The organism is Pseudobdellovibrio exovorus JSS (assembly GCF_000348725.1).
GTDB lineage: Bacteria > Bdellovibrionota > Bdellovibrionia > Bdellovibrionales > Bdellovibrionaceae > Pseudobdellovibrio > Pseudobdellovibrio exovorus.
In genome coordinates this window covers 2041700-2067327 of the sequence record NC_020813.1, presented here as the reverse complement: position 1 = coordinate 2067327, position 25628 = coordinate 2041700, and the positions used below count along the sequence as shown (strand labels likewise).

Annotated in this window: 25 protein-coding genes; 19 read left to right on the top strand and 6 right to left on the bottom strand. The window is 43.1% G+C overall.

The genetic code is table 11. The features are described from left to right. Positions 1-99 precede the first annotated feature (99 nt). Genes A11Q_RS10225 through A11Q_RS10210 form a run of 4 tightly spaced genes read left to right on the top strand, consistent with a single transcriptional unit; the run spans position 100 to position 3993 of the window. The gene (locus tag A11Q_RS10225) at positions 100-1710 is read left to right on the top strand and encodes a hypothetical protein (RefSeq protein WP_015470735.1); all 1611 of its coding nucleotides are present in this window, start codon (positions 100-102) and stop codon (positions 1708-1710) included. 8 nt (positions 1711-1718) lie between these two features. After that, positions 1719-2882, top strand: a complete 1164-nt coding sequence (locus A11Q_RS10220; protein ID WP_015470734.1) for a hypothetical protein — start codon at positions 1719-1721, stop codon at positions 2880-2882. Further along, positions 2879-3709: a hypothetical protein gene (locus A11Q_RS10215; protein ID WP_015470733.1), complete on the top strand. Its 831-nt coding sequence runs from the start codon at positions 2879-2881 to the stop codon at positions 3707-3709. The genes A11Q_RS10220 and A11Q_RS10215 overlap by 4 nt, the downstream gene beginning before the upstream one ends. Beyond that, complete coding sequence (locus A11Q_RS10210) at positions 3706-3993, top strand: hypothetical protein (RefSeq protein WP_015470732.1); 288 nt, start codon at positions 3706-3708, stop codon at positions 3991-3993. Before A11Q_RS10215 ends, A11Q_RS10210 begins: the two co-directional genes overlap by 4 nt. On the opposite strand, the gene A11Q_RS10205 is transcribed toward A11Q_RS10210, so the two are convergent. Genes A11Q_RS10205 through A11Q_RS10190 form a run of 4 tightly spaced genes read right to left on the bottom strand, consistent with a single transcriptional unit; the run spans position 3990 to position 7171 of the window. Continuing rightward, on the bottom strand, positions 3990-4793 hold the full coding sequence (locus A11Q_RS10205) for an ABC transporter permease (protein WP_015470731.1): 804 nt from the start codon (positions 4791-4793) through the stop codon (positions 3990-3992). The two genes, A11Q_RS10210 and A11Q_RS10205, sit on opposite strands and share 4 nt — an antisense overlap. A gap of 3 nt (positions 4794-4796) precedes the next feature. Further along, positions 4797-5612: an ABC transporter permease gene (locus tag A11Q_RS10200; RefSeq protein WP_015470730.1), complete on the bottom strand. Its 816-nt coding sequence runs from the start codon at positions 5610-5612 to the stop codon at positions 4797-4799. Further along, the gene (locus A11Q_RS10195) at positions 5569-6510 is read right to left on the bottom strand and encodes an ABC transporter ATP-binding protein (RefSeq protein WP_015470729.1); all 942 of its coding nucleotides are present in this window, start codon (positions 6508-6510) and stop codon (positions 5569-5571) included. The genes A11Q_RS10200 and A11Q_RS10195 overlap by 44 nt, the downstream gene beginning before the upstream one ends. A gap of 4 nt (positions 6511-6514) precedes the next feature. Next, a complete protein-coding gene (locus tag A11Q_RS10190) occupies positions 6515-7171 on the bottom strand; it encodes an alpha/beta hydrolase (protein ID WP_015470728.1) in 657 nt (218 codons plus the stop codon). A gap of 70 nt (positions 7172-7241) precedes the next feature. Between A11Q_RS10190 and A11Q_RS10185 the strand changes: the two genes are divergently transcribed. From A11Q_RS10185 to A11Q_RS10175, 3 genes are all read left to right on the top strand, one after another. Next, positions 7242-8738 carry a UDP-N-acetylmuramoyl-L-alanyl-D-glutamate--2,6-diaminopimelate ligase gene (locus A11Q_RS10185; RefSeq protein WP_015470727.1) on the top strand — a complete coding sequence of 499 codons (1497 nt, stop codon included), beginning with the start codon at positions 7242-7244 and terminating at the stop codon, positions 8736-8738. Positions 8739-8758: 20 nt separating this feature from the next. Further along, a complete protein-coding gene (locus A11Q_RS10180; RefSeq protein WP_015470726.1) occupies positions 8759-10177 on the top strand; it encodes a UDP-N-acetylmuramoyl-tripeptide--D-alanyl-D-alanine ligase in 1419 nt (472 codons plus the stop codon). Between the two features lie 80 nt (positions 10178-10257). After that, positions 10258-11058 (top strand): immune inhibitor A domain-containing protein, encoded by an 801-nt coding sequence (locus A11Q_RS10175; RefSeq protein WP_015470725.1) that lies wholly within the window; start codon positions 10258-10260, stop codon positions 11056-11058. A 7-nt stretch (positions 11059-11065) separates the two neighbouring features. On the opposite strand, the gene queF is transcribed toward A11Q_RS10175, so the two are convergent. Then, complete coding sequence (queF, locus tag A11Q_RS10170) at positions 11066-11605, bottom strand: preQ(1) synthase (protein WP_015470724.1); 540 nt, start codon at positions 11603-11605, stop codon at positions 11066-11068. Positions 11606-11718: 113 nt separating this feature from the next. Here queF and mraY point away from each other — a divergent pair, with 113 nt between their 5' ends. From mraY to A11Q_RS10110, 12 genes are all read left to right on the top strand, one after another. After that, positions 11719-12789: a phospho-N-acetylmuramoyl-pentapeptide-transferase gene (gene mraY / locus A11Q_RS10165; RefSeq protein WP_015470723.1), complete on the top strand. Its 1071-nt coding sequence runs from the start codon at positions 11719-11721 to the stop codon at positions 12787-12789. A 36-nt stretch (positions 12790-12825) separates the two neighbouring features. Then, positions 12826-14217 carry a UDP-N-acetylmuramoyl-L-alanine--D-glutamate ligase gene (gene murD / locus A11Q_RS10160; RefSeq protein ID WP_015470722.1) on the top strand — a complete coding sequence of 464 codons (1392 nt, stop codon included), beginning with the start codon at positions 12826-12828 and terminating at the stop codon, positions 14215-14217. A gap of 19 nt (positions 14218-14236) precedes the next feature. Then, positions 14237-15361: a putative lipid II flippase FtsW gene (ftsW, locus tag A11Q_RS10155; RefSeq protein ID WP_015470721.1), complete on the top strand. Its 1125-nt coding sequence runs from the start codon at positions 14237-14239 to the stop codon at positions 15359-15361. A gap of 23 nt (positions 15362-15384) precedes the next feature. Then, positions 15385-16482, top strand: coding sequence for a UDP-N-acetylglucosamine--N-acetylmuramyl-(pentapeptide) pyrophosphoryl-undecaprenol N-acetylglucosamine transferase (locus A11Q_RS10150; RefSeq protein WP_015470720.1), 1098 nt, complete (start codon positions 15385-15387; stop codon positions 16480-16482). 222 nt (positions 16483-16704) lie between these two features. Continuing rightward, positions 16705-17043 (top strand): hypothetical protein, encoded by a 339-nt coding sequence (locus tag A11Q_RS10145; protein ID WP_015470719.1) that lies wholly within the window; start codon positions 16705-16707, stop codon positions 17041-17043. Positions 17044-17077: 34 nt separating this feature from the next. Then, the gene (gene murC, locus A11Q_RS10140) at positions 17078-18451 is read left to right on the top strand and encodes a UDP-N-acetylmuramate--L-alanine ligase (RefSeq protein WP_015470718.1); all 1374 of its coding nucleotides are present in this window, start codon (positions 17078-17080) and stop codon (positions 18449-18451) included. Next, the gene (gene murB / locus A11Q_RS10135; RefSeq protein ID WP_015470717.1) at positions 18423-19313 is read left to right on the top strand and encodes a UDP-N-acetylmuramate dehydrogenase; all 891 of its coding nucleotides are present in this window, start codon (positions 18423-18425) and stop codon (positions 19311-19313) included. The genes murC and murB overlap by 29 nt, the downstream gene beginning before the upstream one ends. 134 nt (positions 19314-19447) lie before the next feature. After that, positions 19448-19981, top strand: coding sequence for a hypothetical protein (locus A11Q_RS10130; protein WP_015470716.1), 534 nt, complete (start codon positions 19448-19450; stop codon positions 19979-19981). Between the two features lie 97 nt (positions 19982-20078). Beyond that, positions 20079-20837, top strand: a complete 759-nt coding sequence (locus A11Q_RS10125) for a cell division protein FtsQ/DivIB (protein WP_041575231.1) — start codon at positions 20079-20081, stop codon at positions 20835-20837. Between the two features lie 173 nt (positions 20838-21010). Next, on the top strand, positions 21011-22318 hold the full coding sequence (gene ftsA / locus A11Q_RS10120) for a cell division protein FtsA (RefSeq protein WP_015470714.1): 1308 nt from the start codon (positions 21011-21013) through the stop codon (positions 22316-22318). Positions 22319-22360: 42 nt separating this feature from the next. Next, positions 22361-23863: a cell division protein FtsZ gene (gene ftsZ / locus A11Q_RS10115; protein ID WP_015470713.1), complete on the top strand. Its 1503-nt coding sequence runs from the start codon at positions 22361-22363 to the stop codon at positions 23861-23863. 3 nt (positions 23864-23866) lie between these two features. Further along, positions 23867-24616, top strand: coding sequence for a UDP-2,3-diacylglucosamine diphosphatase (locus tag A11Q_RS10110; RefSeq protein ID WP_015470712.1), 750 nt, complete (start codon positions 23867-23869; stop codon positions 24614-24616). Here A11Q_RS10110 and A11Q_RS10105 read toward each other — a convergent pair. Next, positions 24613-25488: a LysR family transcriptional regulator gene (locus A11Q_RS10105; protein WP_015470711.1), complete on the bottom strand. Its 876-nt coding sequence runs from the start codon at positions 25486-25488 to the stop codon at positions 24613-24615. The two genes, A11Q_RS10110 and A11Q_RS10105, sit on opposite strands and share 4 nt — an antisense overlap. Positions 25489-25628: the final 140 nt, after the last annotated feature.

The window sequence follows — 25628 nt, the reverse complement described above, 5'->3', positions numbered from 1 at the left end:
CCAAATACAATTAAACCTTAAAAGAGCCCATCATTTTGGGCTTTAAATCTGCATTGGGGCTTCTGTGCGTGCCGACTTAGACCGGCACAAGGAGCTTCTATGCGACAAACTGCCATTTTAATCATCACTGTGGGCTTAGTCTTTATCTATTCTTTTCGAAGCTATGCCGTGCCGACACTTTATCCTGATAGGTTAAGCCGGAAGATTATCAACCCCACGAACTCTAACTATATAGTCGATACCCGCGATCCCTGGCGCATCTATGTATTACCTCCAACAACAGCCGAAGTGCGACCGCGTGGTCTGCATACTGTCACCGCCAACGTAGGTTTTTGTAAAGAGATCTCCGAGCTGCAAAAATTCAATTTAGATACGCTTGAATTGATTAACAGTATGAAAACTAAAGACACGCAGACACGGGCGCAGGTAGAGGTTGAAAAACAAGCCCTGCTAGAAGCCAATAAAAAAATGTCTGAATTTGCATCGTCGATGGGGCTACAAGAATTAATGGCCTTAGATGTGAGGTTACAGCAAGTAGAGCTGCGACTGGATACTTTATATGAACGCTACAAATCCTGCCTGCGTGATTGTGATGTGGTCGCACGTGATATTCAAGATTCACAAAAAATCAGAACGGACTTATCGGCCCGTCGCCTTTCTTTAGGCTCAAGTAATGCCAATGTCATGTATGAATATGAACGCAATAAAAACCGCGTACAAGCGCATGAAAAAAATCTTCTAACACTGGAAACTAATTGGAAAAAACTACAACTGGATCTTTTAGATCTGTATCAACAATTCAATCGTATGTTTGATGCTCATGCCCGCAGAGAAGGGGGGCGAGTCGCCGTTACTTATGATAGCGGTTGGAGTCGCAATGTAGAAACTCTAAAAAGGCAAAATCCGCAATACAACTTTGAAAAGATTCCGACTAAGAACGCACAAATTCGTTCGGGTCTATTAAGTAAATCTCAGTTGCCACTAGAAGGCTCGATTATTTCTTTTGATGTGGGGGGAGTCAGTGCAGAAGGAGTGTTAGCATTAGGATCTTATCCTGAAGCGTTTGCAGGGAATGCCGTGCTGAATTTATTGGGAGTGTGTCCACTTTTACACCCTGAATGGTTTGGGCTTAAAAATGCTCCGTCGATTGAACAGATGATTTACGGCATGACTGTGGGGTACGAGTATCCTGCCGCTATGAAATATGAAGTTAAGGTGAGCTACAATATGTATCGCATGTATGAGCTGATCAAGTCCCAAGGGAAAAGCTCGGGTTTTTTTACCAGCAAAGTGTGGTCTTATCAGGATGAAGCTCTATTTTTTCAAGATACATTTCGTGTCGAGTGGAAAAATCAAAACGACCAAAATAAATTAAGTCTTGAGCAGCGCCGTGCCATCGAATCAGATTTGCGTCGTCAAATACTCAGCCGGCTGGCATCGAATCTGGTGATGTCAGACCCTTCCATCCGTCTGGCTTTGAGCAATCAACCACAGAATACGGGGGCCGTGGTCTTAGCGGAATCTCTGATAAAAGTGTGTCCATTGAATATCTACTGTCAGGGCGCTTCGGTGGTATTGAATGTCTTGCAGGCGGTTTTCGGTGGAAGCGAGTTGAAACAGAGTGTGAAGCAAAAGTTAGATGTAAATTTAGTTGAGCATCATTCCAATGAAGAAATCGTGATGCAGCCAATGCTGACAACTTATAAATAGAGGAAAACATGAAAGCGAAACAAGTTTTTAAATTGGGTTTAGTCGGTATAGGGATTCTAACATCAGGTGTTTGGGCCCGCGCTGAGAATCATGTTCTGAAAACATTTCTATGGTCAGCTGAGTACAGCGATAGCCAGCCACTTTCAGTGTCACTTTTGACGAAAGCAGCGAGCTTGGATTGCCAGCAATATGAAAGTTACAGATCACAGCATCCAGAAGCTTCGGCTGAAGATGTGGATTTTGCACGGCGGTTGCCACTGTCTGGGCAGATGAAATCTGAATACGAAGTGAATTTTAGTGCAGAGTTCAATCACGCGTCCTCTACAAGCCAGCGGTCCCTCCAGCAGGAGTCCCAGAAAGACTTTCAGACTCTATTTGAAATTCCCTTTCGTCTGCAGCATCCTGCAATCGCTATTAAAGTGTCGGATTTTAAAAATCTTAAAGTCTTACAAACAGAATTTGAAAGTTTAAGTTATCGTTCACAGATGCTGGGACTGAACGCTGATAAAGTAACACTTCACTCTCCCTCTGATGGAATAGAGTCTGATTATGTCGTTCGTATCTATGAACGCGACACGGCCTGCGATTTATTAGCAGGAAGAATTACTTTAAAAGGTGAAGCTTTTTATCAGATCAGTCCGCGCCAAGCCGATATTTTAAAAATGAACAGTTGGACCCAGGATGTACTCACTCAGTTGAAGCAAGTGATTTCATTGGAATTAGATCAGCGTCAGCAAGCGGCTTTATTGGGCCTAAGATTTACGGCCAGAGTGCCTCAGATCGTCGAGCCAGAAAAGATGGACGGCTATTTAGAATCTATTTTTAGAGTTCTATTTATTGAGGGTAGTTTTCAACTGCAAGATCATATTCAGTCTTTTTCTGGCGACGGGTTTATCAATTATCCAAAATCGGTGACGACTGCGTCCCCACACTCTGTCGTGTTCAAGGCAAAAAAAGAGGGGGTGATGCGAGTGTCATCCAGTCAGACAGCAGAACTGGTAAGATCAGATGATGAACGCTTATACGCGATAGAAAATGAAATCAATTCTTTGTCCAATTTAAACTATGAGGAAATGACGGACGAGCAAATTAAAAGATTCAATACTTTAAATCGCCAGCGTATAGAAATTATAAAACAAAAGATATGGTCCCAATACGGCAGGTATTTATGAAGCCTCGATCTATTAGCCTCATCAGTTTTCTTATCATTAAATTATTTCTGCTGACATTAAATGCGGCCGACTATCAGTATCAACTCACGCCCAACGACAGTGGTCTGAGTCAGTACAGGCAAAGATTAGCCCCTATCTGTCAACAGATGCGGTCTGATGTTTTACCACAAGTACAATATCTACAAGATCTACGCCAAAGTTTACAAAAAATTTGGCGGTATTCGGGTAATCCTATTTATGCTGATCAGATCGACTATTTACTGGCACAAATTAAAAAAGTGTCGGCAGAAATCGAAAGCCTGTCGCGCCCAGATTGGAATGCCGAAGTATGGGATTTGAATTTACAGTGGAGCATTCCTCGAGAGCAAATTTTTCCTTATGAACAAAATTTTTATTCAATAGCTTCTGAGCTTCGTAAAAACTTTTTTGCAGATAATTTTGAGTCTGAGCAAGGATTGGATGGTCGTATTCGTATTTTTCCCAAAGCGGGGGCTAAAGCAATACCTAGTCAGAGCGAGTCAAAGATCATGAGACATATAGCTCCATATCAATTTATAAAATTCAGCATGGACGAGCTCTACTTTATGGGAATGAAAAATGAATCGGTCAGGCAGTATTTTAAATATTATTTGCCGTCTAATTACGATGAAAATGTGAAGATCACTTATAAAAAGAAAGCGACTGCTTTAGAAATTTGCCAGTTACTTACAACATTACAATTGGCTATCACTATCAATCACACTCAGCTTGGCCCTGACTTTTCACAGGACACATGGATTGAAACAATGCGACTTTATCTAGTGGTGGCAGAAAAGGATATTTTATGAAACTTAAAGCAATACAATTTATCTTGTTGGTGAGTGGACTTTTCTTAAGTTCGTGTTTGAGTTCTTGTTCGTGGGGGAAGGAAGTGCCAACAGCGACTCATTCCAATAAAGGGCCTCAAGGTGTGCTTCCTATAAGCCCTCAGGCTCAGGATTGTAAATGGCAATTTACTGCAGAAATGACACCTCTTCAGGTCGCGCAGACGGCCTATCGTATGCAGCAAGAGTGTCAGCTCAGTGAACAAGAAATTTTACAGCTAGCAAAGCTAACCACCGCAGATGATTAAGAGCTCGCGCTTGAGTAGTATTTTAGGCAGTATACCCAATACTTTTTTAAAAGATAAAATAAGATAAATGGCAGAATAAATCCCCAAACCAGCATCCACGGTTGGACAGGCTCTAAAAGCACGCGTGCGGGGATTGAGGCCACCATGGCAAATGGCACGACGAAAATTAAAATGATACGCAAGAAGCCAGAGTAGATGGCATCCGGTCTAAGTCCCAATCGGAACAAAGAGTACCAAATGTACTGCAAGAAATCAGCACGAGTAAAAATAATAGAGGTGCTATTTAAAGCAAAACGTCCGCAAAAAATAACGGACAGCCCGGAGGGAATCAGCAGGATTAGCCACAGAAGTTTCAGCCAGTTGAAATCAGGTAACTGAGCTAGCGCCCAGATCAGACCACCAAAAGTAACAAAGAGGCATGGAATATGGGAAACGGAAATCCGCTGGGAACTGAGCATGAACATAGCGTTGACGGGTTTCATCAAAAGCAAATCCAAAGTGCCTTTGCGAACATTGTCGGTAAAGGTTGAAAAGTTTGGGTCCCAAAGAATCATGTAAATCGAATCCACAAATAACACTAAGAAAATAAAAACACGCATTTGATGTACATTCCAGTCGCCGATAATCTCGGTGTGGCGGTACAGAACTTCAAATGAAATTAATTGCGATGAATACCAAATGAATTCACCGATAACGAGGATGACAAAGTTGAGGCGATATTCTAAATCGGCAACAAAGCTGGCTTTGAAGAAAGCTTTGTAAATCGTTAAGTATTTTTTGAGCTTTTGCATCAGTTCCATGCTTTAAGCTCCTGTTCCTGTGTACTCGCGCACGCCGCGCTTCCAAAGAACGTAGGCCATTAAGCCCATCAGAGCTATGCCCCATGTGATATTAAAAAAGCCTTGGGCTAATAACTCATAGCCTCCGCGTCCTGTGATGAACGCCAGTGGAACATAAACTCCGGCCGAAAAGGGCAAGCTCAAAAGAATTTCAGCTAGAGGCTTGGGCATTAAATCCAAAGGAATCAGCTCTCCACCCAGTAGCATCAACGCCAAATTTTTCAAAAGAGTAAAGGAACGCACGCGAGTTAAATAAAAACCTAAAGTTGAAACTAAAAAACTCATCGTGTGCACAAGTAAAAGATAGTACAGGACGATCAGAAGCGCTAAAGGCAGACGCTCATAGTGGACGGGAAGATCAAAAATCAAACTGGTCGCCAGTGGAAAACTGATAGAGAAAACCAAAGTGATAAATTTGTAGCCCAGTGTTTGGCTGAGGTAGTACTCATAAAAGCTGAGGGGACGAGTCAGGATTGTGTTGATCGAGCCCGAAACGACCTCTTCCACCATCATGGCTTCGTACATCCAACTGATCGCGATACGACCTAAGAAAGGAGCCCATACCGCATAGGCCAGATAAGCCTCTTTGCCAAAGCCACCAATAAGACCTGAAGCATCAGCTGTTTTGAAGATCGCGAGCCATAGCAGCACCTCAATCCCAACACTGAGTATGGGCTGAATAAAGGCATCGATAATAAAGTTAAATCTGTACTCGAGGTTAGTGACGATACCTAACTTAGCGAGCGCCAGATTCCGCTTCCAAAAAGCGGTGAATGGCATCTTCAAAATCTACTTCCTCTACTTTTAAATCGACAACTTCGCCTTGGCTGGCCAATTCTTTTAAAACTTCAGGTAATTGCTGTGCATGGAAAACAATTTCATTTTCTTCATTTGAGTGTTTTAAACGATAGATCAGTTTCTTTTTCATATCTGTCGTTTGCATGAAGTGATCCACGTTTCCGTCATAGACGATTTCGCCTTGTGAAATCAGTAATAGCTGATCGGCTAACTGAGCGATATCGTCCATATAGTGTGATGTCAGAATAATCGCGGGTTGTTGTTCTTTGACGTACAACTCTAAGAAATCACGGATAGTCGTTTGTGCCACAATATCAAGTCCAATAGTCGGCTCATCTAAAAATAAAACTTTCGGAGAGTGCAATAAGGCTCCGATAATTTCCATTTTCATTCGTTCGCCTAAGCTCAGACGACGCAGTTGAGTATCTAAAACATCTTGGCATTGTAAAAGGTGTGCCAGTTCGTTCACTCGCGCTTTCGCTTGAGTTTCGTTAAGATCGTAAATTTTTGTTAATAAAGAGTAACTATCACGTGGAGTGATATCCCACCAAAGTTGATTTTTTTGTCCTAGCAGGATGCTGACTTTTTTTAGAAATTCACTTTCACGCTTCCATGGTTCGTAACCTAAAACAGTGGCGGTTCCTGTTGAGGGGTAAATCAACCCAGAAAGCATTTTTAATAAAGTCGTTTTACCGGCGCCATTAGAGCCGACAAGTCCGACGATTTTTCCCGCTTCAATTTTTAGATTGGCATTTTTTAAAGCGACTTTTTCAGTGTATTGGCGATTATAAAACCCTTTAAGCGAGTTGATAATGCCCTCTTTTTTTGAGTAGGTTTTGTAAACCCGCCCAAGATTTTTCGCCTCAATAACATAGTTCATGATTCTATAGTCTCTCTGAGATGTAGGTTTTCATCTTTTCGATGACTTGAAAAGGAATTTCGTGTCCACCACGGAAAGAAACGAATTGGGTTTTAATCCCATTTTCTTCGAAAAATTTTTGCAGCAAAACAGAGCCTTTATGAGGCAAAACGGGGTCCATTTCCCCGTGGGACATCAGAACGGAAGCCCCTTTGCGGGCAGCAACAAGCTCGGTCCATACAGGTTGACTGAGCAGAGTCCCAGACATGCAGATCAGACCTGCAGGTGTCACCGGAGCTTTAAGAAAAACTTCAGTGGCCAACATGGCCCCTTGGGAAAATCCACCGATGATGACATCTTTCCAGTCGAATTTCATAGAGGCCATCATCTTCATGACTTTGTCCACCGCTGGGTCCATATCTGGTGGACGTAGTTGTGTCCAATCACCAGGAAGTTCTGTCATGCGAATATTCCACCATGCACGACCAGTCCAACCCGGTCCGATGGGTACACTTAAGGGAGCATCAGGAAAAAGCCAGTTACAATCTTTATTCAGAGGGATAGCACTTTGAAGACTTGCTAGATCGCTAGCATCGGCTCCGTAGCCATGTAACAGAATGACCCATTTGGCTTCAGGATCCTGATAAATTTCAATCGCTTTTAGTGGACCAGCCTGTCGCATGTGTTCAAGACCTCATTAACTCAAGTGTTAGTTGTAAACTCGGGCCGCTAATAATAAGCTGTATTTCTCTATGAAATTGCAGCAATTGTTTTCTTATTTCGGTAGCCTCGAATCTAATACGACCACAGAGGGTATTTTACAGCAAGAAATAGAGTCGATTTGCTTCGATGCGCGTCAAGTAAAACCGAATTCGGTTTTTGTAGCCCTTAAAGGCGGTGCTCACGATGGGCACGACTACCTTGAACAAGCTATTACAGCCGGAGCTGTAGCCTTAGTTGTTGAAAATAAAAGCAAGATTCCCGAGGGCTATCCCTATTTTGTCTTTGAAGTGCCAGATACAAGGCAGGCATTGGATTTATTGGCCGCGCGATTCTATGGTTTTCCCTCTCAAGACCTCTTTTGTTTTGGCGTTACGGGCACTAATGGCAAGACTTCGATTACCTATATTCTAGAGCATATACTCAATCATCAGAATCGTCTGACAGGTGTGATGGGAACGGTCAATCATCGAATTGGGGAACAAGTGTGGGAATCGCAAATGACCACTCCCGATGCGGTCACGTTACAGTCGCGCTTGAAGGATTTTTTGGATGCTGGGGGAAAAGCGGCTGCGCTAGAGGTTTCTTCGCATGCTCTTGAGCAACGACGTGCCCACAGCGTGCATTTCAATACTGTGATTTTTACGAATTTAACTTTGGATCACTTGGACTATCACAAGGATATGGCGAATTATTTTTCAGCCAAACAAAAACTATTCACAGATTTAATGTGGATGAGTGTGAAAATCCCTAAGTTCGCGGTGATCAATACAGATGACCCGTATGGACGCCGCCTGCGCGTTGCCGAAGAAGTGATCGCATGGACTTACGGAAAAGACGAAGCAGATTTTCAATTTAGAATTTTAAATATGAGTTTTACTGAAACTGAGTTTCAAGTGCGTACCGCAGTTGAAACAATTAAGGCTGTATTGCCGGTTTCAGGTGAACACACGATTTATAATATCGTCGCCAGCGCGGTGGCGGCGCTTTCTTGTGGGATCAGCTTAGAAAAAAGTTTTGAAGCTCTTAAATCATTTCATGGAGTTCCGGGGCGTTTGCAGCGGGTGGACTCTTTATCCAGTAAAACAGTTTTTGTCGACTATGCCCACACGCCGGATGCCTTAGAGAATGTCTTAAAAGCTCTGCAAAGCGTGCGTAAAAATTCTAAATTGAATAATAAAATCATCACTGTATTTGGCTGTGGCGGAGATCGCGATCGCTCGAAACGCCCCTTGATGGCGGCCATTGCAGCGAAGATGAGTGATTTTGTTGTGGTGACTTCAGATAATCCGCGAACAGAAGATCCGCAAGCTATTGTGGATGAAGTGGTGAAAGGACTACCACCGAATTTTTCGCATGTGATTGTAGAAGTGGATCGTGATCTGGCAATTAAAAAAGCAATCGAGCAAGCGGCAGATGATGATGTGATTTTGATTGCGGGTAAAGGTCATGAAGACTATCAGATTATCGGTACCGAAAAGCGACACTTCAGCGATTTTGAAGTGGCACGGAACCACTTGAATAATTAAATACGAAGTAAGGAATCAAAATGGCAAAGTGGAGTTTAGACCAAATTGCAGAATGGACTCAGGGGCAAGTATTATCGCGCCAGCAAACCACATTTTCTGAAGTGGGGACAGACACCCGTCAGAATTTAACAGGTCAAGTCTTTGTCGCCTTGAAGGGCGATGTCTATGATGCCCATGCTTATCTGGATCAAGCCTGCGCTCAAGGAGCAACGGCGTTATTAGTGCATGAGTTGCCAGAAAAATTTCAAAGCTTAAAAGAAAAAGTCAGCATCATTCAAGTGCCCGATACTTTAAAGGCGTTACAGAATTTTGCGAATGGTTATCGCCGTTCTTTAAAAGCAAAAATTATTGGGATTACGGGTTCTAATGGTAAGACGACAACGAAAGAATTCACCGCCCAGATTTTAGGGACGTATCGCAAAACCCATTACAGCCAAGGAAGCTTTAACAATCACTGGGGGGTTCCGCTCACTTTGTTGAGCGCTCCAGTAGATTCTGATTTTGTTGTGGTTGAAATGGGAATGAACCATGCGGGTGAAATCACACAGCTAGTTCACATTGCCGAGCCCGATATCGTAGTCTGCACGATGGTGGGAACAGCCCATTTAGAATTTTTCGGTACACAACAGAATATTGCAAAAGCCAAAAGCGAAATTTATCTAGAATCGAAACCCGAGTGCATTCGTATTTTCAATCAAGATCAAGATCTGACTTTTGATATGATGTATCCAGTGGCTAGAAAGTATCCAGAATCTCGTATGTTGAGTTTTTCAGAACTCAATCCTGAAGCGGATGTATTCTTTAAAATCGAAACTTTGAAAGTAAAAGAGCTGCATATCAGCGGTTTGATTGCCACGGAACATGGCGAGGCGATTATTCCGATTTTTGGTAAGCAAAATTTAGTGAATCTGATGGCTGCGGCGACCATTGCCTATGCTTGTAAGTTGTCTCCAGAGCAAATTTGGAAGGCTCTACCGAATTGCAAAACAGCATGGGGACGTAATCAATTTATTCAAACTGAAGTGGGCGCCGAAATACTGTTCGATGGTTACAATGCCAATCCTGACAGTATGCGAGCGTTACTCGATAACGTACCTCGTCTATTAAGTCAGGGTAAAAAAATCGGCGTGTTTGGGCAGATGAAAGAGCTCGGCACACAGTCGCGCGCGGCTCATATCGACATAGCGGATGTGGCGGGATCTTCTGGCTTTCAACAGATTTACTTTATCGGTGAAGATCATGAAGCTTTTGCTGAAGGTCTTAAAAAGTCAGGATTTCAGGGGCAGAGCTTTGTGCAAGCCGAGTTTTCAGAGGCCTTAGGGCAGCAATTGCAACAGGATTTAGCTTCAGGTGACATTGTGGTGGTTAAGGGCTCCCGTGGAGCTAAAACCGAAAGATTTGTTCCCTTCTGTAAGCCACTAAATTGGGCAGTAAAATAGAGTTGTTTTCCTAGTTATATTTGACTAGTTTAAACTCAAATTTACGATCTGCTGAATATAGGGATTTAAAGGGGGCCTCGATGAAACGTCTTTTAGTTGTTTTATTAGCCATGATGGGAACGTTATCTGTACAAGCGCAAATGCTTTATGAATCAGATGAGTTGCCTGAATTGGGTTTATCATCTGATGCTCCCGTCGAAACTCAATTGATTCCACCTTTATCGGCTGAAGCTCATCGTTGGCTGTATGAAATTTTATTTACTGAAGCCGATCGTCGTCAGCAACCTAAAGAGTCATTCAAGTCATTCTATGTACATCTTGAAGATACCTATAAGCGCTTTCCACATCCTGAACAGTTGAAAGCTAGCAACTTACGCCTTGTGAATCGTGTCGAGGGTAAGATCAAATACGTGAGTATCGTTCAAAAAAAATATGTCTATGATGTTTTGAAAGCTCAAGATGGCACTTTGGTTTTGAACGTACGTGTTCATCTGAAAAACCCACAGGGCACAGATGTGCAAGACTTCAGAAATAAAATGACTGAGGCCGCTCGTATTTGGAATCAACGTCGTGTCGCAGCCGATTTTAACTATGTGTTTAAATTCGATATCGTAGAGCGCGTACAGGATTCACACTTTTCAGTAAATGTGATGAATGAAACACGTGGCCCTTACGATACCAATTGGGCGCGCAATTGGACAAATGTGGTAATCGCCCATGAAGTCGGGCACATGTTGGGCCTAGGTGATGAGTACCAAACCCTATCTGGAAAAGTGGATTGTATGCGTACATCGTTGATGTGCTCGTCGTGGACGGGCAGCTTACAACCTCACCATTATTATTTTGTTTTACGTCGTCTGATGAACTCAGTCGTGTATTAGTTTTTAACTAATACACTCTTTTTAACTCAGTTGTGTATTTCCCCGGAGCGTAGGATTTCAAACGCTCTTTATAAATTTCTTGGAATTCTTTTGCTGGAGCCGCATAGGATGCGAACGGAAAGATAGCGATTCCGCCGCGTGGAGTGAATTCTCCGATCACTTCGATATATTTAGGTTTCATGAGTTTCACAAGGTCATTACAGATCGTTTGGATGCAGTCTTCATGGAAGTCACCATGATTGCGGAAGCTGTGCAGGTAGAGCTTTAAAGACTTACTTTCGACCATCTTGTCGGCGGCGATGTAGTTGATAAAAACTTTAGCAAAATCCGGTTGGTTCGTCTTTGGACATAGCGAGGTGAACTCGGTGCAGATAAAAGTTGTCCATGCGATGTTCTTAGGATTCTTATTATCGAAAGCCTCTAGTAACTTAGGATTGTAGCTTTCAGAGTACTCAGTATTAGACTGACCCAACGAAAAGTTTTGCAGTTCTTTTTTACTTCTTCCTTGGCTACGAGCTATAGACTTTGTTTGGCGTGGATTTTTCATGCCTCAGAAAGTAAGTCAGAGCGGAAGTGAAGGCAATCAATATTTTTCAATGATTTCATGTATTTAGTAAAATTTTCTTGAATCGTGCTGGCTTTTCGTGGTAGACCATTCGAATGGTATATCAATGGCTTTACTCGTTAGCCGAGCAGTACTCGGTTATGAATGTGTTTCGTTACATCACGGTTCGTACTTTTATCTCTTTCTTTACAGGTTTTTTTCTTTGTCTTATCTGGGGTCCACACCTCATTGATAAGTTAAAAAACTTTGGCCAGTCTATTCGTGACGATGGGCCTCAGACCCACAAGAAAAAAGCAGGAACTCCGACAATGGGGGGATGGCTCATTCTTTTGAGTACGATCATTCCGATGATTCTGTGGATCGATGTGCGTAATCCTTTGGTGATTGGGACTATTCTGATCACATGGGGTTTTGGTATCATCGGCTACATTGATGATTACTTAAAAGTTTCAAAGAAAAACACAAAAGGCCTTTCTGGTAAAATTCGCCTATTCGGTGAATTCGCTATTTCAGCAGCGGTCATTCTTGTTCTGATTCAGTACTACCAACTGAGCACGGTGGTGAGCTTTCCATTCTTCAAAACCCTGACATTTGATCTGGGTTACTTCTATGTGGCCTTTGGTTCTTTGGTCATCGTGGGAACTGCGAATGCTGTGAATCTGACAGATGGTTTAGATGGATTAGCTATCGTTCCTGTGATCGTAGCGACAAGTACATTGGCCTTATTTTCTTATATCGTAGGTCATGCGAGCATTGCTAACTACTTGCAAATTTCACACGTGGCCGGAGCCGGAGAGCTGGCTCCACTAGCGGCAGCGATGGTGGCTGGAGGCTTAGGCTTCTTGTGGTTTAATACTTTTCCGGCTCAGGTTTTCATGGGCGATGTGGGCAGTTTGAGCTTAGGTGGCTTCTTGGGCTCTATGGCAGTCTTTACTAAGAATGAAATTTTGATGTTGGTTCTAGGTGGTATTTTTGTTGTTGAAGCCTTATCTGTTATTGCGCAAGTGATGTCATTTAAGCTGACAGGTAAGCGTGTTTTGAAAATGGCACCTTTGCATCATCACTATGAATTGGGTGGCATGACCGAAACAAAAATCATCGTGCGGTTCTGGATTATTTCGATCCTGTTGGCCGTATTGAGCCTAGCAACTTTAAAATTAAGATAAATAAAAGATATACGAGTAAGAGAGAGGCGTACGATTATGTGGAAAGACGTTGCAGAGTTAAAAGATAAAAAGATTTTGATTGTGGGCTTAGGTCGTACGGGTGTGGCTCTTGCGAAGTTTCTGACAAAACACGAAGCGCAAGTGACAGTAACAGATCACAAATCTAAACCAGAGCTTTCGGCTCAGTTAGAACAACTAGAAGGCTACACAAATATCAAGTTTGAATTGGGGTCACATTCACCGAAGACATTTTTGTCTCAGGATTTAGTGATTTTATCTCCGGGCGTGGCTCCGCATTTGAAAATTTTCGAATACGCTCGTCAGCAGGGAATCAAAATCACAGGCGAGTTCGAGTTTGTTTCGGCTTTCATTAAAGAGCCTGTTGTGGCGATTACAGGTACAAACGGAAAAACCACTGTAGCTCGCTTAGCTGAGTCGATGTTAAAAGAAAGCGGCGTAACCTGCTGGGTGGGGGGATCTACAGAAACTCCACTGACAAACTATCTTTTACAAGAAGAGCGTGCGCGAGTTGTTCTAGTTGAGGTTTCTAGCTTTATGTTGGAACACGTAAATGATTTCTCGGCAGTGAATGTTGTTTTCACGAATTTAGCCGAAAACCATTTAGAGCGTTACCGTTCAATGGAAGATTACGTGAACGCAAAACGCAAAATCTTTAAAAACACAAACCAAGCTACTACTTCTATTTTGAATGCGGATGACAATGCTGTTGTTGAGTTAGCACGTGATCCAGCAGTTCAGCGTGGACGTATTTTCTATTTCTCTCGCAAACCGGCATTAGAGCCACAGATCATGAATATCGGTGGAGCTGTCAATGTAGGTGATGAATTGCGTGTTCGTACGGGCCCTGAGATCGAGTCATTCTCGATCAAAAACATTAAGATGAAGGGTAAACATGCGATTGAAAATGTCATGGCGGCTTTATTGCTGGCACGTGAGCATGGCGCGACCCACGAGGCCGTTCAGAAAGTCATCGATGCATTCGGTGGTCTTCGTCATCGTCTTGAGTATGTTCGTAAAGTGGGCGGAGTTTTATTCTACAATGATTCTAAGGCGACTAACGTTCATGCGGTTTCGCGTGCATTGGATTGCTTTGACGAAAACGTAATCCTGATTGCTGGTGGTAAAGATACGAATCTGAACTACGGCCCGTTACAAAACATGATCAAACGTAAAGTGAAGACACTGATTCTTGTGGGTGAAGCGAAAGAGCGTATCAACCGCGATTTAGGTGATTTTTCAGAGACCTATCTGATCGGTACATTCGAAGAAGCTGTCTTGATTGCTTACCAAAAGTCGAGAATTGGCGACATTGTTCTATTGTCACCGGGATGTTCTAGCTTTGATATGTTTGACAGTTACGAAGAGAGAGGAGACTATTTTAAAGAGATCGTTAAAAAATTCAAATGAGACAAGTTCTCGGGATTGAATGAATACACGTTTTTTTAATTCTAGTCTTTTTTTAGCTTTAGTGGCCTTATTCGGAATCGGTTTAATGCAGGTGTATAGCTCTAGCTATATATTTGCGACCGAGTCTTACAACGATGGCCTTTACTTTTTCAAACGACAATTAATTTTCACTGGGATTGCGGGCTTTGCCTTGCTGGTCAGCACTCAGTTACCTTTGGGCTTTATGCGTAAGTGGTCATGGGTTCTATGGCCGATAGCTTTCGTTTTACTCTGCGCTACATTTATTCCAGGTGTGGGGGTTCGCGTGGGTGGAGCTCTACGTTGGATTCAGCTTCCTTTGGGATTTCGTTTCGAGCCCTCTGAATTATTGAAAATTGCCTTCAGCTTCCTATTTGCCACTTTAGTTTGTCGTCACGAAAATATTTTGGGGCGCATGAAGTGGGGTTGGACTTTCTTGTTTATCGTAGCTCCTTTGGCGGTGCTCTTGAAACAGCCGGATTTTGGTAGTTTCGTCATCATCATGTTGGTGGCGGCAACCTTGTTATTCACTTTTGGATTGAGTTTCAAATGGTTGATGATGGCCGGTGTGGCCGCTATTCCTGTTTTATACTTTGCGGTTTGGAATGTGGGATATCGTCGTGCCCGTGTTCAGGCTTTCTTAGATCCATGGTCAGATCCGGCTTCTAAGGGATTCCAAGTGATTCAAAGTATGCTGTCTGTTCATTCCGGAGGTCTAACAGGCGCTGGTTTAGGCCAAGGCCAAGGCAAATTGTTCTTTTTACCTGAAGCCCATACAGATTTCACCATGGCGGTTTTCTTTGAAGAGATGGGATTCATTGGCGTTCTGGCAATTTTAGCGCTTTATGGTTTTGTCATCTTTAAAGGATTTCAAATTGCAGTCAAAGCGCAGGACATGTTTAAGAAGACCTTAGCGCTAGGGCTTATCACGACATTTGCTTTCTCGGTTTTTATCAACCTTGGTGTGGTGCTAGGACTAGTTCCAACTAAGGGGTTAACGATGCCCTTTATGAGCTATGGTGGTAGTTCGTTGTTGGTTCTTAGTGTGCTGTTCGGTATTCTGCTGAATATCGAAATGTCATTAGGCGATGAACGCCAGCGCCCAGCGACGTCGAGATCATTTTGAGCTCCGCTGTTTTGAACTCCGCTATGAATAAAGCGCAAAAAACCCAATTGATTATGATAGCAGGAGGCGGCACAGGTGGGCACATCTATCCAGCCATTGCTATTGGGCGTGCGATTCAAAAACTAAATCCGAAAGCACAATTGCGTTTTGTAGGAACGGCTGCTGGTTTAGAAAGTAAAATCATGCAGCGTGAAAACTTACCCTTAGATTTAATCCAAAGTGGTAAGCTCAATTTTTCTGGGAATCCTCTGCAAAAATTAAAAACTCTTTTTAAAATTCCAATGGGAATCTTTCAATCAGCCGTGTTGATTCGAAAATATAAGCCAGATTTCGTCTTGGGCGTCGGTGGTTACGCTTCAGCGCCGTTTGTATTGACGGCCGCCCTGATGGGAAAGAAAACGGCCTTCTGGGAGCCCAATGCACATCCGGGAATGGCCAATCGCCTCTTATCACGCTTCGTACAAAAGTCTTACTTAGTTTTTGCGGGTTCAGAAAAATATCTTCGCTCGCGTGATAATCGTGTTTTCGGTATGCCGTTGCGTGAAGAAATCGAACTGGCACAAACAGAAGAGCGTTCCAAAATATCGGACACGATGACCATTTTGTGTTTTGGTGGTAGCCAAGGTTCGCTATTCCTGAATGAAAAGATCTCGGATTTTATTCTTCAACATCCAGAGTTACACGACAGGATTCACTTAATTCATCAAACGGGCTCTTTAGGATATGCAGATATGGTGAAGAAGTATGGAAATCTATCGTGTGTTGAGGTGCATGAGTTTATTTATGATATGCCCAATCAGTACAGAAGAGCGGATATCCAATTCTGCCGTGGCGGAGCCAGTACTATCGCGGAAGCTTCAGCTTTCGGCGTGGTTCCGTTAATTGTGCCTTTACCTGCCGCTGACGATCACCAGCTTCGCAATGCTGAAGCTGTGGTGGGAAGAAAAGCAGGCTTTTTATTTATTCAAGAAAGCTTTAATGTGCAGGAGTTCTCTCGGGTTATTCAGCTTCTGTTGAATGATGTACAACTGCGCAAAGAGATGTCACAGAATCTTAGAACCATGGCCCCTCAAAAAGCCGCCTCAGCTATCGCCACGGACATACTGACACAATTATCTTAATCGACCTCCTCGGGGCCTCCATAATCCCTGCCTTCGCAGCCAGAAGCCGTAGTACTTAGTGGTGGGCTGGAGACATGTGCATGTGTTTTGTGCCTGAAGTTGGGTGTCGGTTGGGTGCAGCATTCGTTTTGCGGAAAGTTCGTTCTGTATTCGGACTTTAGAGCGCTGAAGAAAAAATAAAATAAATTTTTATTGAGAGTCAAATTTGCACAAAGCTTTTTGATGACTCGATCACGATTATATCATCTTTCACCTAAAGTGGTTCGCGATACAATTCAGAAGGCTGTGGATCAAGCCGATGAACTGCATCGTCTTGAAAAAGAGCTGGTGGAATTATTATGGGAAGTTGATCAGCATCGCTATTATGTGCGTGTTGGATATAACTCTTTGCGGGGATTTTGTGTTGGAGCCTTACTTTTTTCGGACACCCAAGCACAAAGAATTGTCACCTCTGTTCGACGCTACGAACCGACACCCAACTTCGGGCAGAAGAGCGACACACTCAAATGTGAGGCGGTCAAGAGTGAGGATGGGTCTGTAGATAAAGAAAATAGGCCATGACATTTGCTGGCAAATTTGTTCAAACTAATTGGGTATGAAGTTAAAGAACGCAAAGTTCCATTTTATAGGTATCGGTGGCATCGGGATGTGCGGTCTGGCCGAGCTGCTACACAATATCGGCGCGACAGTTACGGGCTCAGATGCCAGTGATAATGCCAATACAGAGCGATTAAAAGCTTTAGGTATCCGTGTTTTCAAAGGGCATACGGCAGAAAATGTCGGCTCAGCTAATGTGGTTGTTTATTCCAGCGCGATTGCTTTTTCTAACCCCGAGATGGTGCAGGCGCGCGCGCAAGATATTCCGATGATTCCTCGCGCAGAAGCGCTGGCCGAGATCATGCGTCTACGTCGTGGAATTGCGGTTGCGGGAACGCACGGAAAAACGACGACAACCAGTTTGATTTCTTCGATCTTTCTAGAAGCAGGGCAAAATCCCACAATCGTTATTGGTGGCCGATTTGAAAGAATTAAGTCGACAGCCATTCTCGGTAACGGTGACTGGCTGATTGCTGAAGCAGATGAAAGTGATGGAAGCTTTAATAAACTTTCACCCGAGATCGCCGTGATCACGAATATAGATTCAGATCACATGGATCATTTCAAAAGCTTTGAAAATTTGAAGAAAGCTTTTTTAGATTTTGCTTATAGAATTCCTTTCTATGGTTTAGTTGTCGTCTGCGGTGATGATCCTGATGTGCGCGAACTGTTTTCCAACTTTTCTAAACGTATTGTGTTCTATGGATTTGATCCGAAGAATGACTATGTGATCGAAGGAGAAAAAGGCACGTACACTGTCTATAAAAATAATCATGCAGCAGGAACGAAAGAGCGCTTGGGTCAATTCAGCCTTCCGCATGCGCCCGGTCGTCACAATGCTTTGAACGCCACAGCGAGCTTGGTGGCTTCTATGGCGGCAGGCGTGAGCTTTGATATGTGCGCTCAAGGTCTACAAAACTTTGAAGGTGTGGATCGCCGTTTCCACTTTAAAGGAGAAGCGAATCAAATCAAAGTTTATGATGATTATGGTCACCATCCAACCGAAGTACGTGCTGCACTACAGGCCTTCCGTGAAAAATTTGAAGATCATCGCTTAGTTGTTTACTTTCAACCGCATCGCTACTCGCGCACAGAACATTGCTGGCAGGATTTTAAAACCTGTTTTTCTCAGGCAGATGTTTTATTGATGGGTGATATCTATGCTGCGGGTGAAGCCCCTATCCCAGGTATTAGCTCGGAAAAACTTTTGGTTGAAGTGAAGCACGATCATGGTTTTTTAAGTCCTAAAGGTCCCGAACAAGTCGCTGAGATATTAAAACAGTTAAAAGCTGGAGATATTTTCTTAACCTTAGGAGCCGGAGACGGTTGGAAGTTGGGGTTAGATGTCCTTGAGCATCTTAAACAACGTTAATCTGGCACAGTACACATCGTGGATGATCGGTGGTGATGCCGATCATTTTTGTCTGCCAACAACTGTCGATGAATTAAAAGAAGCTCTAGCTTTTGCAAAACAGAATCAATTGCCCATCACTATTTTAGGTGGGGGCTCTAATGTGTTGATATCGGATAAAGGGATTCGTGGATTGACGATTGGTCTTCGTCGTTTTTCTGAAATCAGCACGGAAATTCGCGATGGTCGTCTTCACATTAACTGTCTTTCGGGTACAGCTAAGTCAGAACTTCTAAAAGTCTTTTTGAAAAACCAAATGGGGCCAGCCTTGTTTTTGGCGGGACTTCCTGGTGATGTGGGGGGCGGCGTTGTTATGAACGCGGGCGTAGCCGAGATGTTTACACCTCGCGAGTTTATGGAAATGGTCGACAGCATTGACGTGATGACGATTGATGGCGAAATCAAAGAGTTACAAAAAAGCGATTTGAAAATCAGTTATCGACACACAGATGGGTGGCAGCCTCATATCGTGATGCGTGTAAGGCTGAGTTGGCCCTATGAACGCAAACCCGAGATCCTCACACAGGTTCGTGAAGCCAATAAAATTCGTCTTTCTAAGCAGCCATTGGATATGCCCAGTTGTGGATCGGTATTCAAAAATCCAGAGGGGTATAAGGTCGCGCAGTTAATAGATCAGTGTGGTCTTAAAGGATATCGCATTGGGGGAGCTCAGGTGTCGACTAAGCACGCGAACTTTATCGTCAATGTCGAAGAGGCCAAAGCTGCGGATGCTTGGAATCTGATTCTACATGTGCAGAAAACTGTTAAAGAGCAAAAAGGCGTGGATATCGTGACCGAAGTGATTCGTCTTGGGGACTGGTAACGATTTAAACGCAGTTCGACCTTAGTCTTGTTTAATAAAAAATAAAAAATCTCAAAATAATACGACAACTAGTCTCATGTTGTTGCCAATATGCACCGAAAATAAAGAAGAGCCACTTATTTCAAGGAGTTAAGGTGCGTTTCTTCAAGATTTGTTTATTGCTAGCGACCTGCATGTCATTGTTGGTGCTCAGCAGTTGCACAAACCGATATAAGTTAGAATCTGTTGTCGATAAAGAAGTCGGCAAAGCGCAGATTTTAGCGAAGACGCGTCTTGAGTTGGATAAGTTTCTAGGCCGAACTGATTCTCGTTTAAAAAGCAGTATTCTAAATCATGTTTCAAAGCACATCAAAATCAGCTACGACACTATCGTGGACGGAAAAAAGGCGCGCGTAAATGTACGAGCGGTGATTCCGAAGATGGACGAGCTAGGTACGTTGATGTTACTGGCGAGCTTTATGCCGAAAGATGAAATGTTAAACATGAACCTTCAGACACTTTTGACTGAAGTTGCAAAAAACTCTCGTCGTCCCGCGAGCTTAGAGAGCATCAAAATAGAAGTCTATGAATTCAGCGTGGACTTCGAACGCGTCCGCTATGATTGGGTTGTGAACACCGATCACCTTAAAAGAGCCTACAGTAAGAAACACGTCATCGGCCGTAACTAACATAAAAAGTTGAAAACGAGAGCAGCCACACCTTGGTCTGGGAATCTGTTCTAGACTCGAATTTAAAGGCCTTTCGCACTACAGTAAAAGTGTGAAATTGTTTAAGAAAATCTTCAAATTGATGGCTGCTTTTGTACTGTTTCCTGCAGTTATCGCCTTTTCACTTTACTCACTAGATCAACAGGGTTTCTTTCAAATTGATAACGTCGAAATCAAAGTGCAGACGACTGAGTCGCAGAAGAACTTTGTGGCTCCACGCTTACAGAAACTTCAAGCGAAATTAGATTCAGTGAAGGGGATCTCGCTGTGGAAGGCTCCACTCAGTCAGATTTCAAAGTCTTTGCGCGAAGAAAAATGGATTAAGAATTTTCAGCTTTCTCGCTCGTGGCCTTCAACGATTAAATTAGTGATCGAACCAGATACGGTGACTCTTTTAGTGTTATCTTCAGCTTCAGGTAGCGAAACATCCGCTTTATTGCCTATCACAAAAAGTGGACGCGTTTTAGAAAGAATTTCTTCAGATGATGCTCCAAACGCCATCGTCTCTTATGATGAGTCTTTGGTAAAAAATGAACGTGTGCGTGAAGGGGCGATCAACGTTATCAAAGCCTTGCCAGAAAAGGGTCGCATGAGTTCGACTCAGATTTCAGAAATTGGTTATGATAAAAAAGAAGGATACTGGATCAAGTTACTTCAATCCGAAACCAAGGTGAACTTGGGTGAAGAGCAGTTTGAAATTAAGTCCGTTCGAATCGCTCAGGTCATGGAATACCTCGAAAGCCGTAATCTTAAGGCTCGCGTCATAGACGCAAATCTGTCGAAAAAAGTTCTTGTCAGGTTGCAGCAGAATCCCTAAGCTAAAATTATATAGACATCAGTCCGGATGACTTTTGTCCATATTGATTGCATTAAAATGCATCAAGTAGTTGATATTTTTGGCAACGTGATAAGCAACTTAGAGAATACAAAGGAATCGACCGCTTGAGTTCGAACCATTTTAAAGACTTTAATAGTCTAAAGGACTTAAGGATGAGTACTTCAAATAATGGGCCTGTCTTGGCCTCCTTGGATATAGGATCTTCTTTAGTTAAACTCGTTTACAGTGTAGTTGGAGCACCTCCTCGTCACGACTCTCACAACATGATGAAACATCAAGAAACTCCAATTGATGTTGTCGGTGTGGGGTTAGCGCCTAACACGGGAACTCGTCATGGTGTTGTGGTGAATATCGAAGCCACGACAGAATCTATTCGTAAAGCAAAAGAAGAAGCCGAGTTGATGTCTGGATACAGCACGAATGAAGTGTGGGTATCAGTCAGCGGAACACACATTCAGTCTTTTGATTCAAAGGGCATGGTTGCGATCAAGAACAAAGAAGTCACTCAGCATGATGTTGAGCGTGTGATCGAGGCTGCCAAAGCTATCATGGTTCCAGCAGATCGCATGGTTCTACATGTGATTCCTCGTGAATACAAAATAGACTCACAAGATGGAATTTCTGATCCGATCGGCATGAGCGGCATCCGCTTAGAGGCAAGTGTTCATATCGTAACAGCAAGCCAATCTGCTATTTCAAATTTAACTAAATGTATTGAAAAAGCTGGTTTCAAAGTGATGGGTATTGTTTTAGATCACTTGGCAGCAAGTAAAGCCGTTCTTAGCGAAGATGAAAAAAATCTTGGCGTGTGCACTGTGGATATCGGCGGTGGCTCCAGCAAAATCGTTTACTTTGTAAATGGTAGCGTAGCTCACACAGCGGTAATTCCTGTAGGTGGTTCGCATTTTACAAATGATATTTCTGTTGGTTTAAGAACTCCTCAGTATGCAGCTGAAGAATTAAAGAAAAAATATGGTTCAGCGTTGGCTTCTTTAGTTTCTGATGAAGACAGCGTTGAAGTGGAAGGTGTAGGTGGCCGCAAGTCACGTACTATTCCTCGTAAAGAGTTAGCTCATATTATCGAAGCGCGCGCAGAAGAGTGCTTAGGTATGATCGCTAACAATATCCGCCAAAGTGGATTGCAGCCGGTTTTAGGTTCTGGAATCGTAGTTACAGGTGGAACAAGTAGTTTGGATGGTATTATCGAAATGGGTGAATTCATTTTCGATATTCCTGTTCGTCGTGGGTTTCCACGCCAAGTTGGTGGTTTAAAAGATGTGGTTAAGGGTGGTGAGTTCGCTACTTCAATCGGTCTTTTGATGCATGGTCTAGAGCAAAAAAGAGAGTACTATGCTCGTGCCCGCAAAGAATCGGGAGCTATGTTTTCAGGTGGCAACACCAATGGCAGCCTAGATGGATTTTCATCTAAGCTTAAAAAGTTTTTTAACGACTTATTTTAATTAAGACCGAGTACGGCAAAAATTATTTTCTACGGAGGGAACATGTTTGAACTTGAGGAGAACGTAAACATAGGTGCCAACATTAAAGTTGTTGGTGTAGGTGGTGGCGGTAGTAACGCAGTAACAACAATGATCGAGACTGGTATGACTGGTGTTGAGTTTGTTGTGGCGAATACTGACATCCAAGCATTGAACTCAAGCAAAGCTGGTCATAAAATTCAACTAGGTGCTGACTTAACAAAAGGTCTTGGAGCTGGTGCTAATCCTGATGTAGGTCGCAGAAGTGCGATCGAGTCTTACAACGATATCGTTGATCAATTAAAAGGTGCCGACATGGTTTTTGTCACTGCTGGTATGGGCGGTGGTACAGGAACTGGCGGAGCTCCGGTTGTAGCAAAAATCGCACGTGAATTGGGTGCTTTAACTATCGGTGTAGTAACTAAGCCATTCATGTTTGAAGGGAAAAAACGTGGCAAACATGCTGAATGCGGTTTAGCTGAACTTAAAGAAAACGTAGATGCTTTAGTTGTTATCCCAAATCAAAAATTGTTAGCTGTTGCAGGTGAAAAAACTCCTCTATTAGAAACTTTTAAAAAAGCTGACGAAGTATTACATCAAGCTGTAAAAGGTATTTCTGATTTGATCAACATTCGTGGTTTGATCAATTTGGACTTCGCCGATATCCGCACTGTTATGGCTAACAAAGGTTTAGCTTTGATGGGTACAGGATCTGCAACTGGTGAAAACCGTGCAATCGAAGCAGCAACTCAAGCGATTTCTTCTCCGTTACTAGAAAATGTAAAAATCGATGGCGCTACTGGTATCATCATCAATGTTACGGGTGGATCTGACTTGTCATTATATGAAGTGAATGAAGCGTCTCAATTAATCACTGAAGCAGCTAGTGAAGATGCTGAAGTTATCTTTGGTGCGGTTATCGATCCGAATCTTGGCGACGAAGTTCGTGTTACTGTTATCGCGACTGGTTTCCACCGCGAAGATAAAATTGCAGGTATCAACAACTTCAATACAATGCAAAACTTCTTGCAACCATCAGCTCCGGCTCAACAGCCGATGATGGCTGCTCCACAAGCGCCAGCCCAAACAATGGCTCCAGCTATGCCGCAAATGATGCCTCCGACTCCAGCGCAAACGTTGCCTTCAATCAACAATGTGCAAGAGTCGATCAAGTCTTTCACGAATGAAGCTCCACAAGAGCAAATGACTGAAATGATGATGGCGACAGATGCAGAAGTAGCTGAAATGGCTGCTGAAGCTGGGTTGTCTACAGAAGTGTCTCCGTTGACTTCAAATACTGCGGGCAGCATGGCGACAACTGCACGTGATATGTTGTTAGCGAAAGCGAAAGCTTTCCGTGAAACACAAGTGACTCAACAGATGACAAATGAAAAAACAATGAACCCTGAGCAACTTTCAATGATGGATGGGGACAAGCAATTTGAAGACGCACGTAAAATGGCGCGCGATATTCTTGAAGTTCCAGCTTTCATCAGAAAGAAGCAAGGAATCGACTTACAGAACTAGATTGTGAAGTCTTGGTTTCTGTCTGATCTTCATCTTAAAGATGTCAATGAACGCAACGGGAATACCCTGTTGCGTTTTTTGTTTTATTTGAATCAGAACCCTAAACAGCATCGCCTATTCCTTTTAGGGGATATCTTTGATTTTTGGCTATCTGACGGGCGAGCCTTTGTTCGTCATTACCAGCAACTCGTAGATGAAATTGCAAAGTTCAAAAAAAATGGTGGGGATGTCTATTACTTTGAAGGTAATCACGATTTTCACATCGATGTTTTTTGGACAAAGCGCTTAGGTATTCCGGTGATCGAAGAAATGCAGTACTTCGATATCGGTGGCTATCGCGTGCGCCTAGAACATGGTGATTTTATTAATCCTGATGATACGGCTTACTTGCAGTATCGTGCACGTATTCGTCATCCGTGGATAGAGCCAATCGGGCATATTGTACCAGGGTTTTTCTGGAAGTGGTTTGGTGAAAAGAAAAGCCAGCAAAGTCGAAAGCAAACGGCGCGCTACACTCTAGAAAATACAGATGGACTTCGTCAGATGATTCGCAGCTATGCACAGAAGGTCTATACTGAAGAGCCTTTTGATATCATCGTTACAGGTCACATGCATGTCTATGATGATTATGAGTTCGAGTCAGAAGGTAAGAAAATCCGCTCGATCAATTTAGGTACGTGGCTAGAAAAACCACGTGTACTGATGATTGAAGGTCGTCATGTGGAAACTATAGACCTGACTGATTTTCTTTAGTTTTTTAAAAGTTTGGCTGCAATCGGATTCGTAATTTTTCTTTGGGCGGATATCAAAAATACTTCTTCATACACTTCTGTCAATGCGCCGATTTTATAAAGGGTTTTGTTCTTCACAAGACTTTCCACACTTTTTAATGTTGTGGGGATAAGGCCAAGTCCTTCTGAGGCCATTAGCTTTTGTAAGCTCACATCCTGAGTTTCTGCTAACGAGTCGACAGTTAAACCATTCAGACGAACCCAGTGTTCAAAGTCTCTTCTGAGCTTGCTGTCATGGGTAGGCAAGATAAATGGCTTGTTGGAAACAGACTGAGGAAAGCGGGTAGAAAGACCTTTGAATTCTTTTGCTCCGTAAATAGAGACAGGGTTTTTCATTATCGACTTATAAAAGAAATGTTTTGTATCTAGAGTGCTGGGGATGAAGTTTGTGACGAACAGATCAATGCGATGGGCTGCAAGTTCGCGTAGCATTTCTTCTGGCTTACCCTCGATCAACGAGATCGAGCAAGGGCCTATCTTGTAGGCGGCTTTTGAAAGCTCTAGAAGAATTTCTTTGGTCAGGCTGTCTAAGGCTCCAATTTGCAAGTGAATACGATTAGGGCTCATGCGGTCGTGCAAGGCCTCATACATCTCGTTACCCATTTTAAAGATGTTCTGGGCGTATTCTAAGGCCACCTTGCCCTGTTCGGTGAGTGTGAGCTTTTTATGTTGGCGGTCGAAAAGTTTGATTCCGATGGTGTCTTCAAATTGCTTCAACTGTGCACTGAGTGTTGGCTGTCCTAAGCGCAGCTTTTCAGCGGCTTTGGAAACACTGCCTTCTTCGGCAATGGTTTTGAAGTAGTATAAGTGGTGGTAGTTGATCCAAGTGTCCATTCGCGTCCTTTGGGCTAGATTTGCTTAAATAGATACTATCTTATTATTTTATCTATTTAAACAAATTAAGAAAAAGTGTCATTATGGGTGCCAGGCCCTATTTACGGACACAGCGCGTCCGTAAATAGGGCCTGGCACCG

Excerpts from the sequence above, each read along its gene's own strand:
- A11Q_RS10190 (WP_015470728.1), bottom strand. The coding sequence starts at position 7,171 with ATGCGACAGGCTGGTCCACTAAAAGCGATTGAAATTTATCAGGATCCT.
- queF (WP_015470724.1), bottom strand. The coding sequence starts at position 11,605 with ATGAAAAATCCACGCCAAACAAAGTCTATAGCTCGTAGCCAAGGAAGA.
- A11Q_RS10185 (WP_015470727.1), top strand. The coding sequence starts at position 7,242 with ATGAAATTGCAGCAATTGTTTTCTTATTTCGGTAGCCTCGAATCTAAT.
- ftsA (WP_015470714.1), top strand. The coding sequence starts at position 21,011 with ATGAGTACTTCAAATAATGGGCCTGTCTTGGCCTCCTTGGATATAGGA.
- ftsW (WP_015470721.1), top strand. The coding sequence starts at position 14,237 with ATGAATACACGTTTTTTTAATTCTAGTCTTTTTTTAGCTTTAGTGGCC.
- murD (WP_015470722.1), top strand. The coding sequence starts at position 12,826 with ATGTGGAAAGACGTTGCAGAGTTAAAAGATAAAAAGATTTTGATTGTG.
- A11Q_RS10180 (WP_015470726.1), top strand. The coding sequence starts at position 8,759 with ATGGCAAAGTGGAGTTTAGACCAAATTGCAGAATGGACTCAGGGGCAA.
- A11Q_RS10215 (WP_015470733.1), top strand. The coding sequence starts at position 2,879 with ATGAAGCCTCGATCTATTAGCCTCATCAGTTTTCTTATCATTAAATTA.
- A11Q_RS10210 (WP_015470732.1), top strand. The coding sequence starts at position 3,706 with ATGAAACTTAAAGCAATACAATTTATCTTGTTGGTGAGTGGACTTTTC.
- A11Q_RS10105 (WP_015470711.1), bottom strand. The coding sequence starts at position 25,488 with ATGGACACTTGGATCAACTACCACCACTTATACTACTTCAAAACCATT.
- A11Q_RS10150 (WP_015470720.1), top strand. The coding sequence starts at position 15,385 with ATGAATAAAGCGCAAAAAACCCAATTGATTATGATAGCAGGAGGCGGC.
- A11Q_RS10175 (WP_015470725.1), top strand. The coding sequence starts at position 10,258 with ATGAAACGTCTTTTAGTTGTTTTATTAGCCATGATGGGAACGTTATCT.
- ftsZ (WP_015470713.1), top strand. The coding sequence starts at position 22,361 with ATGTTTGAACTTGAGGAGAACGTAAACATAGGTGCCAACATTAAAGTT.
- A11Q_RS10225 (WP_015470735.1), top strand. The coding sequence starts at position 100 with ATGCGACAAACTGCCATTTTAATCATCACTGTGGGCTTAGTCTTTATC.
- mraY (WP_015470723.1), top strand. The coding sequence starts at position 11,719 with ATGGTATATCAATGGCTTTACTCGTTAGCCGAGCAGTACTCGGTTATG.
- A11Q_RS10220 (WP_015470734.1), top strand. The coding sequence starts at position 1,719 with ATGAAAGCGAAACAAGTTTTTAAATTGGGTTTAGTCGGTATAGGGATT.
- A11Q_RS10145 (WP_015470719.1), top strand. The coding sequence starts at position 16,705 with ATGACTCGATCACGATTATATCATCTTTCACCTAAAGTGGTTCGCGAT.
- murB (WP_015470717.1), top strand. The coding sequence starts at position 18,423 with ATGTCCTTGAGCATCTTAAACAACGTTAATCTGGCACAGTACACATCG.
- A11Q_RS10200 (WP_015470730.1), bottom strand. The coding sequence starts at position 5,612 with ATGCCATTCACCGCTTTTTGGAAGCGGAATCTGGCGCTCGCTAAGTTA.
- murC (WP_015470718.1), top strand. The coding sequence starts at position 17,078 with ATGAAGTTAAAGAACGCAAAGTTCCATTTTATAGGTATCGGTGGCATC.
- A11Q_RS10205 (WP_015470731.1), bottom strand. The coding sequence starts at position 4,793 with ATGGAACTGATGCAAAAGCTCAAAAAATACTTAACGATTTACAAAGCT.
- A11Q_RS10195 (WP_015470729.1), bottom strand. The coding sequence starts at position 6,510 with ATGAACTATGTTATTGAGGCGAAAAATCTTGGGCGGGTTTACAAAACC.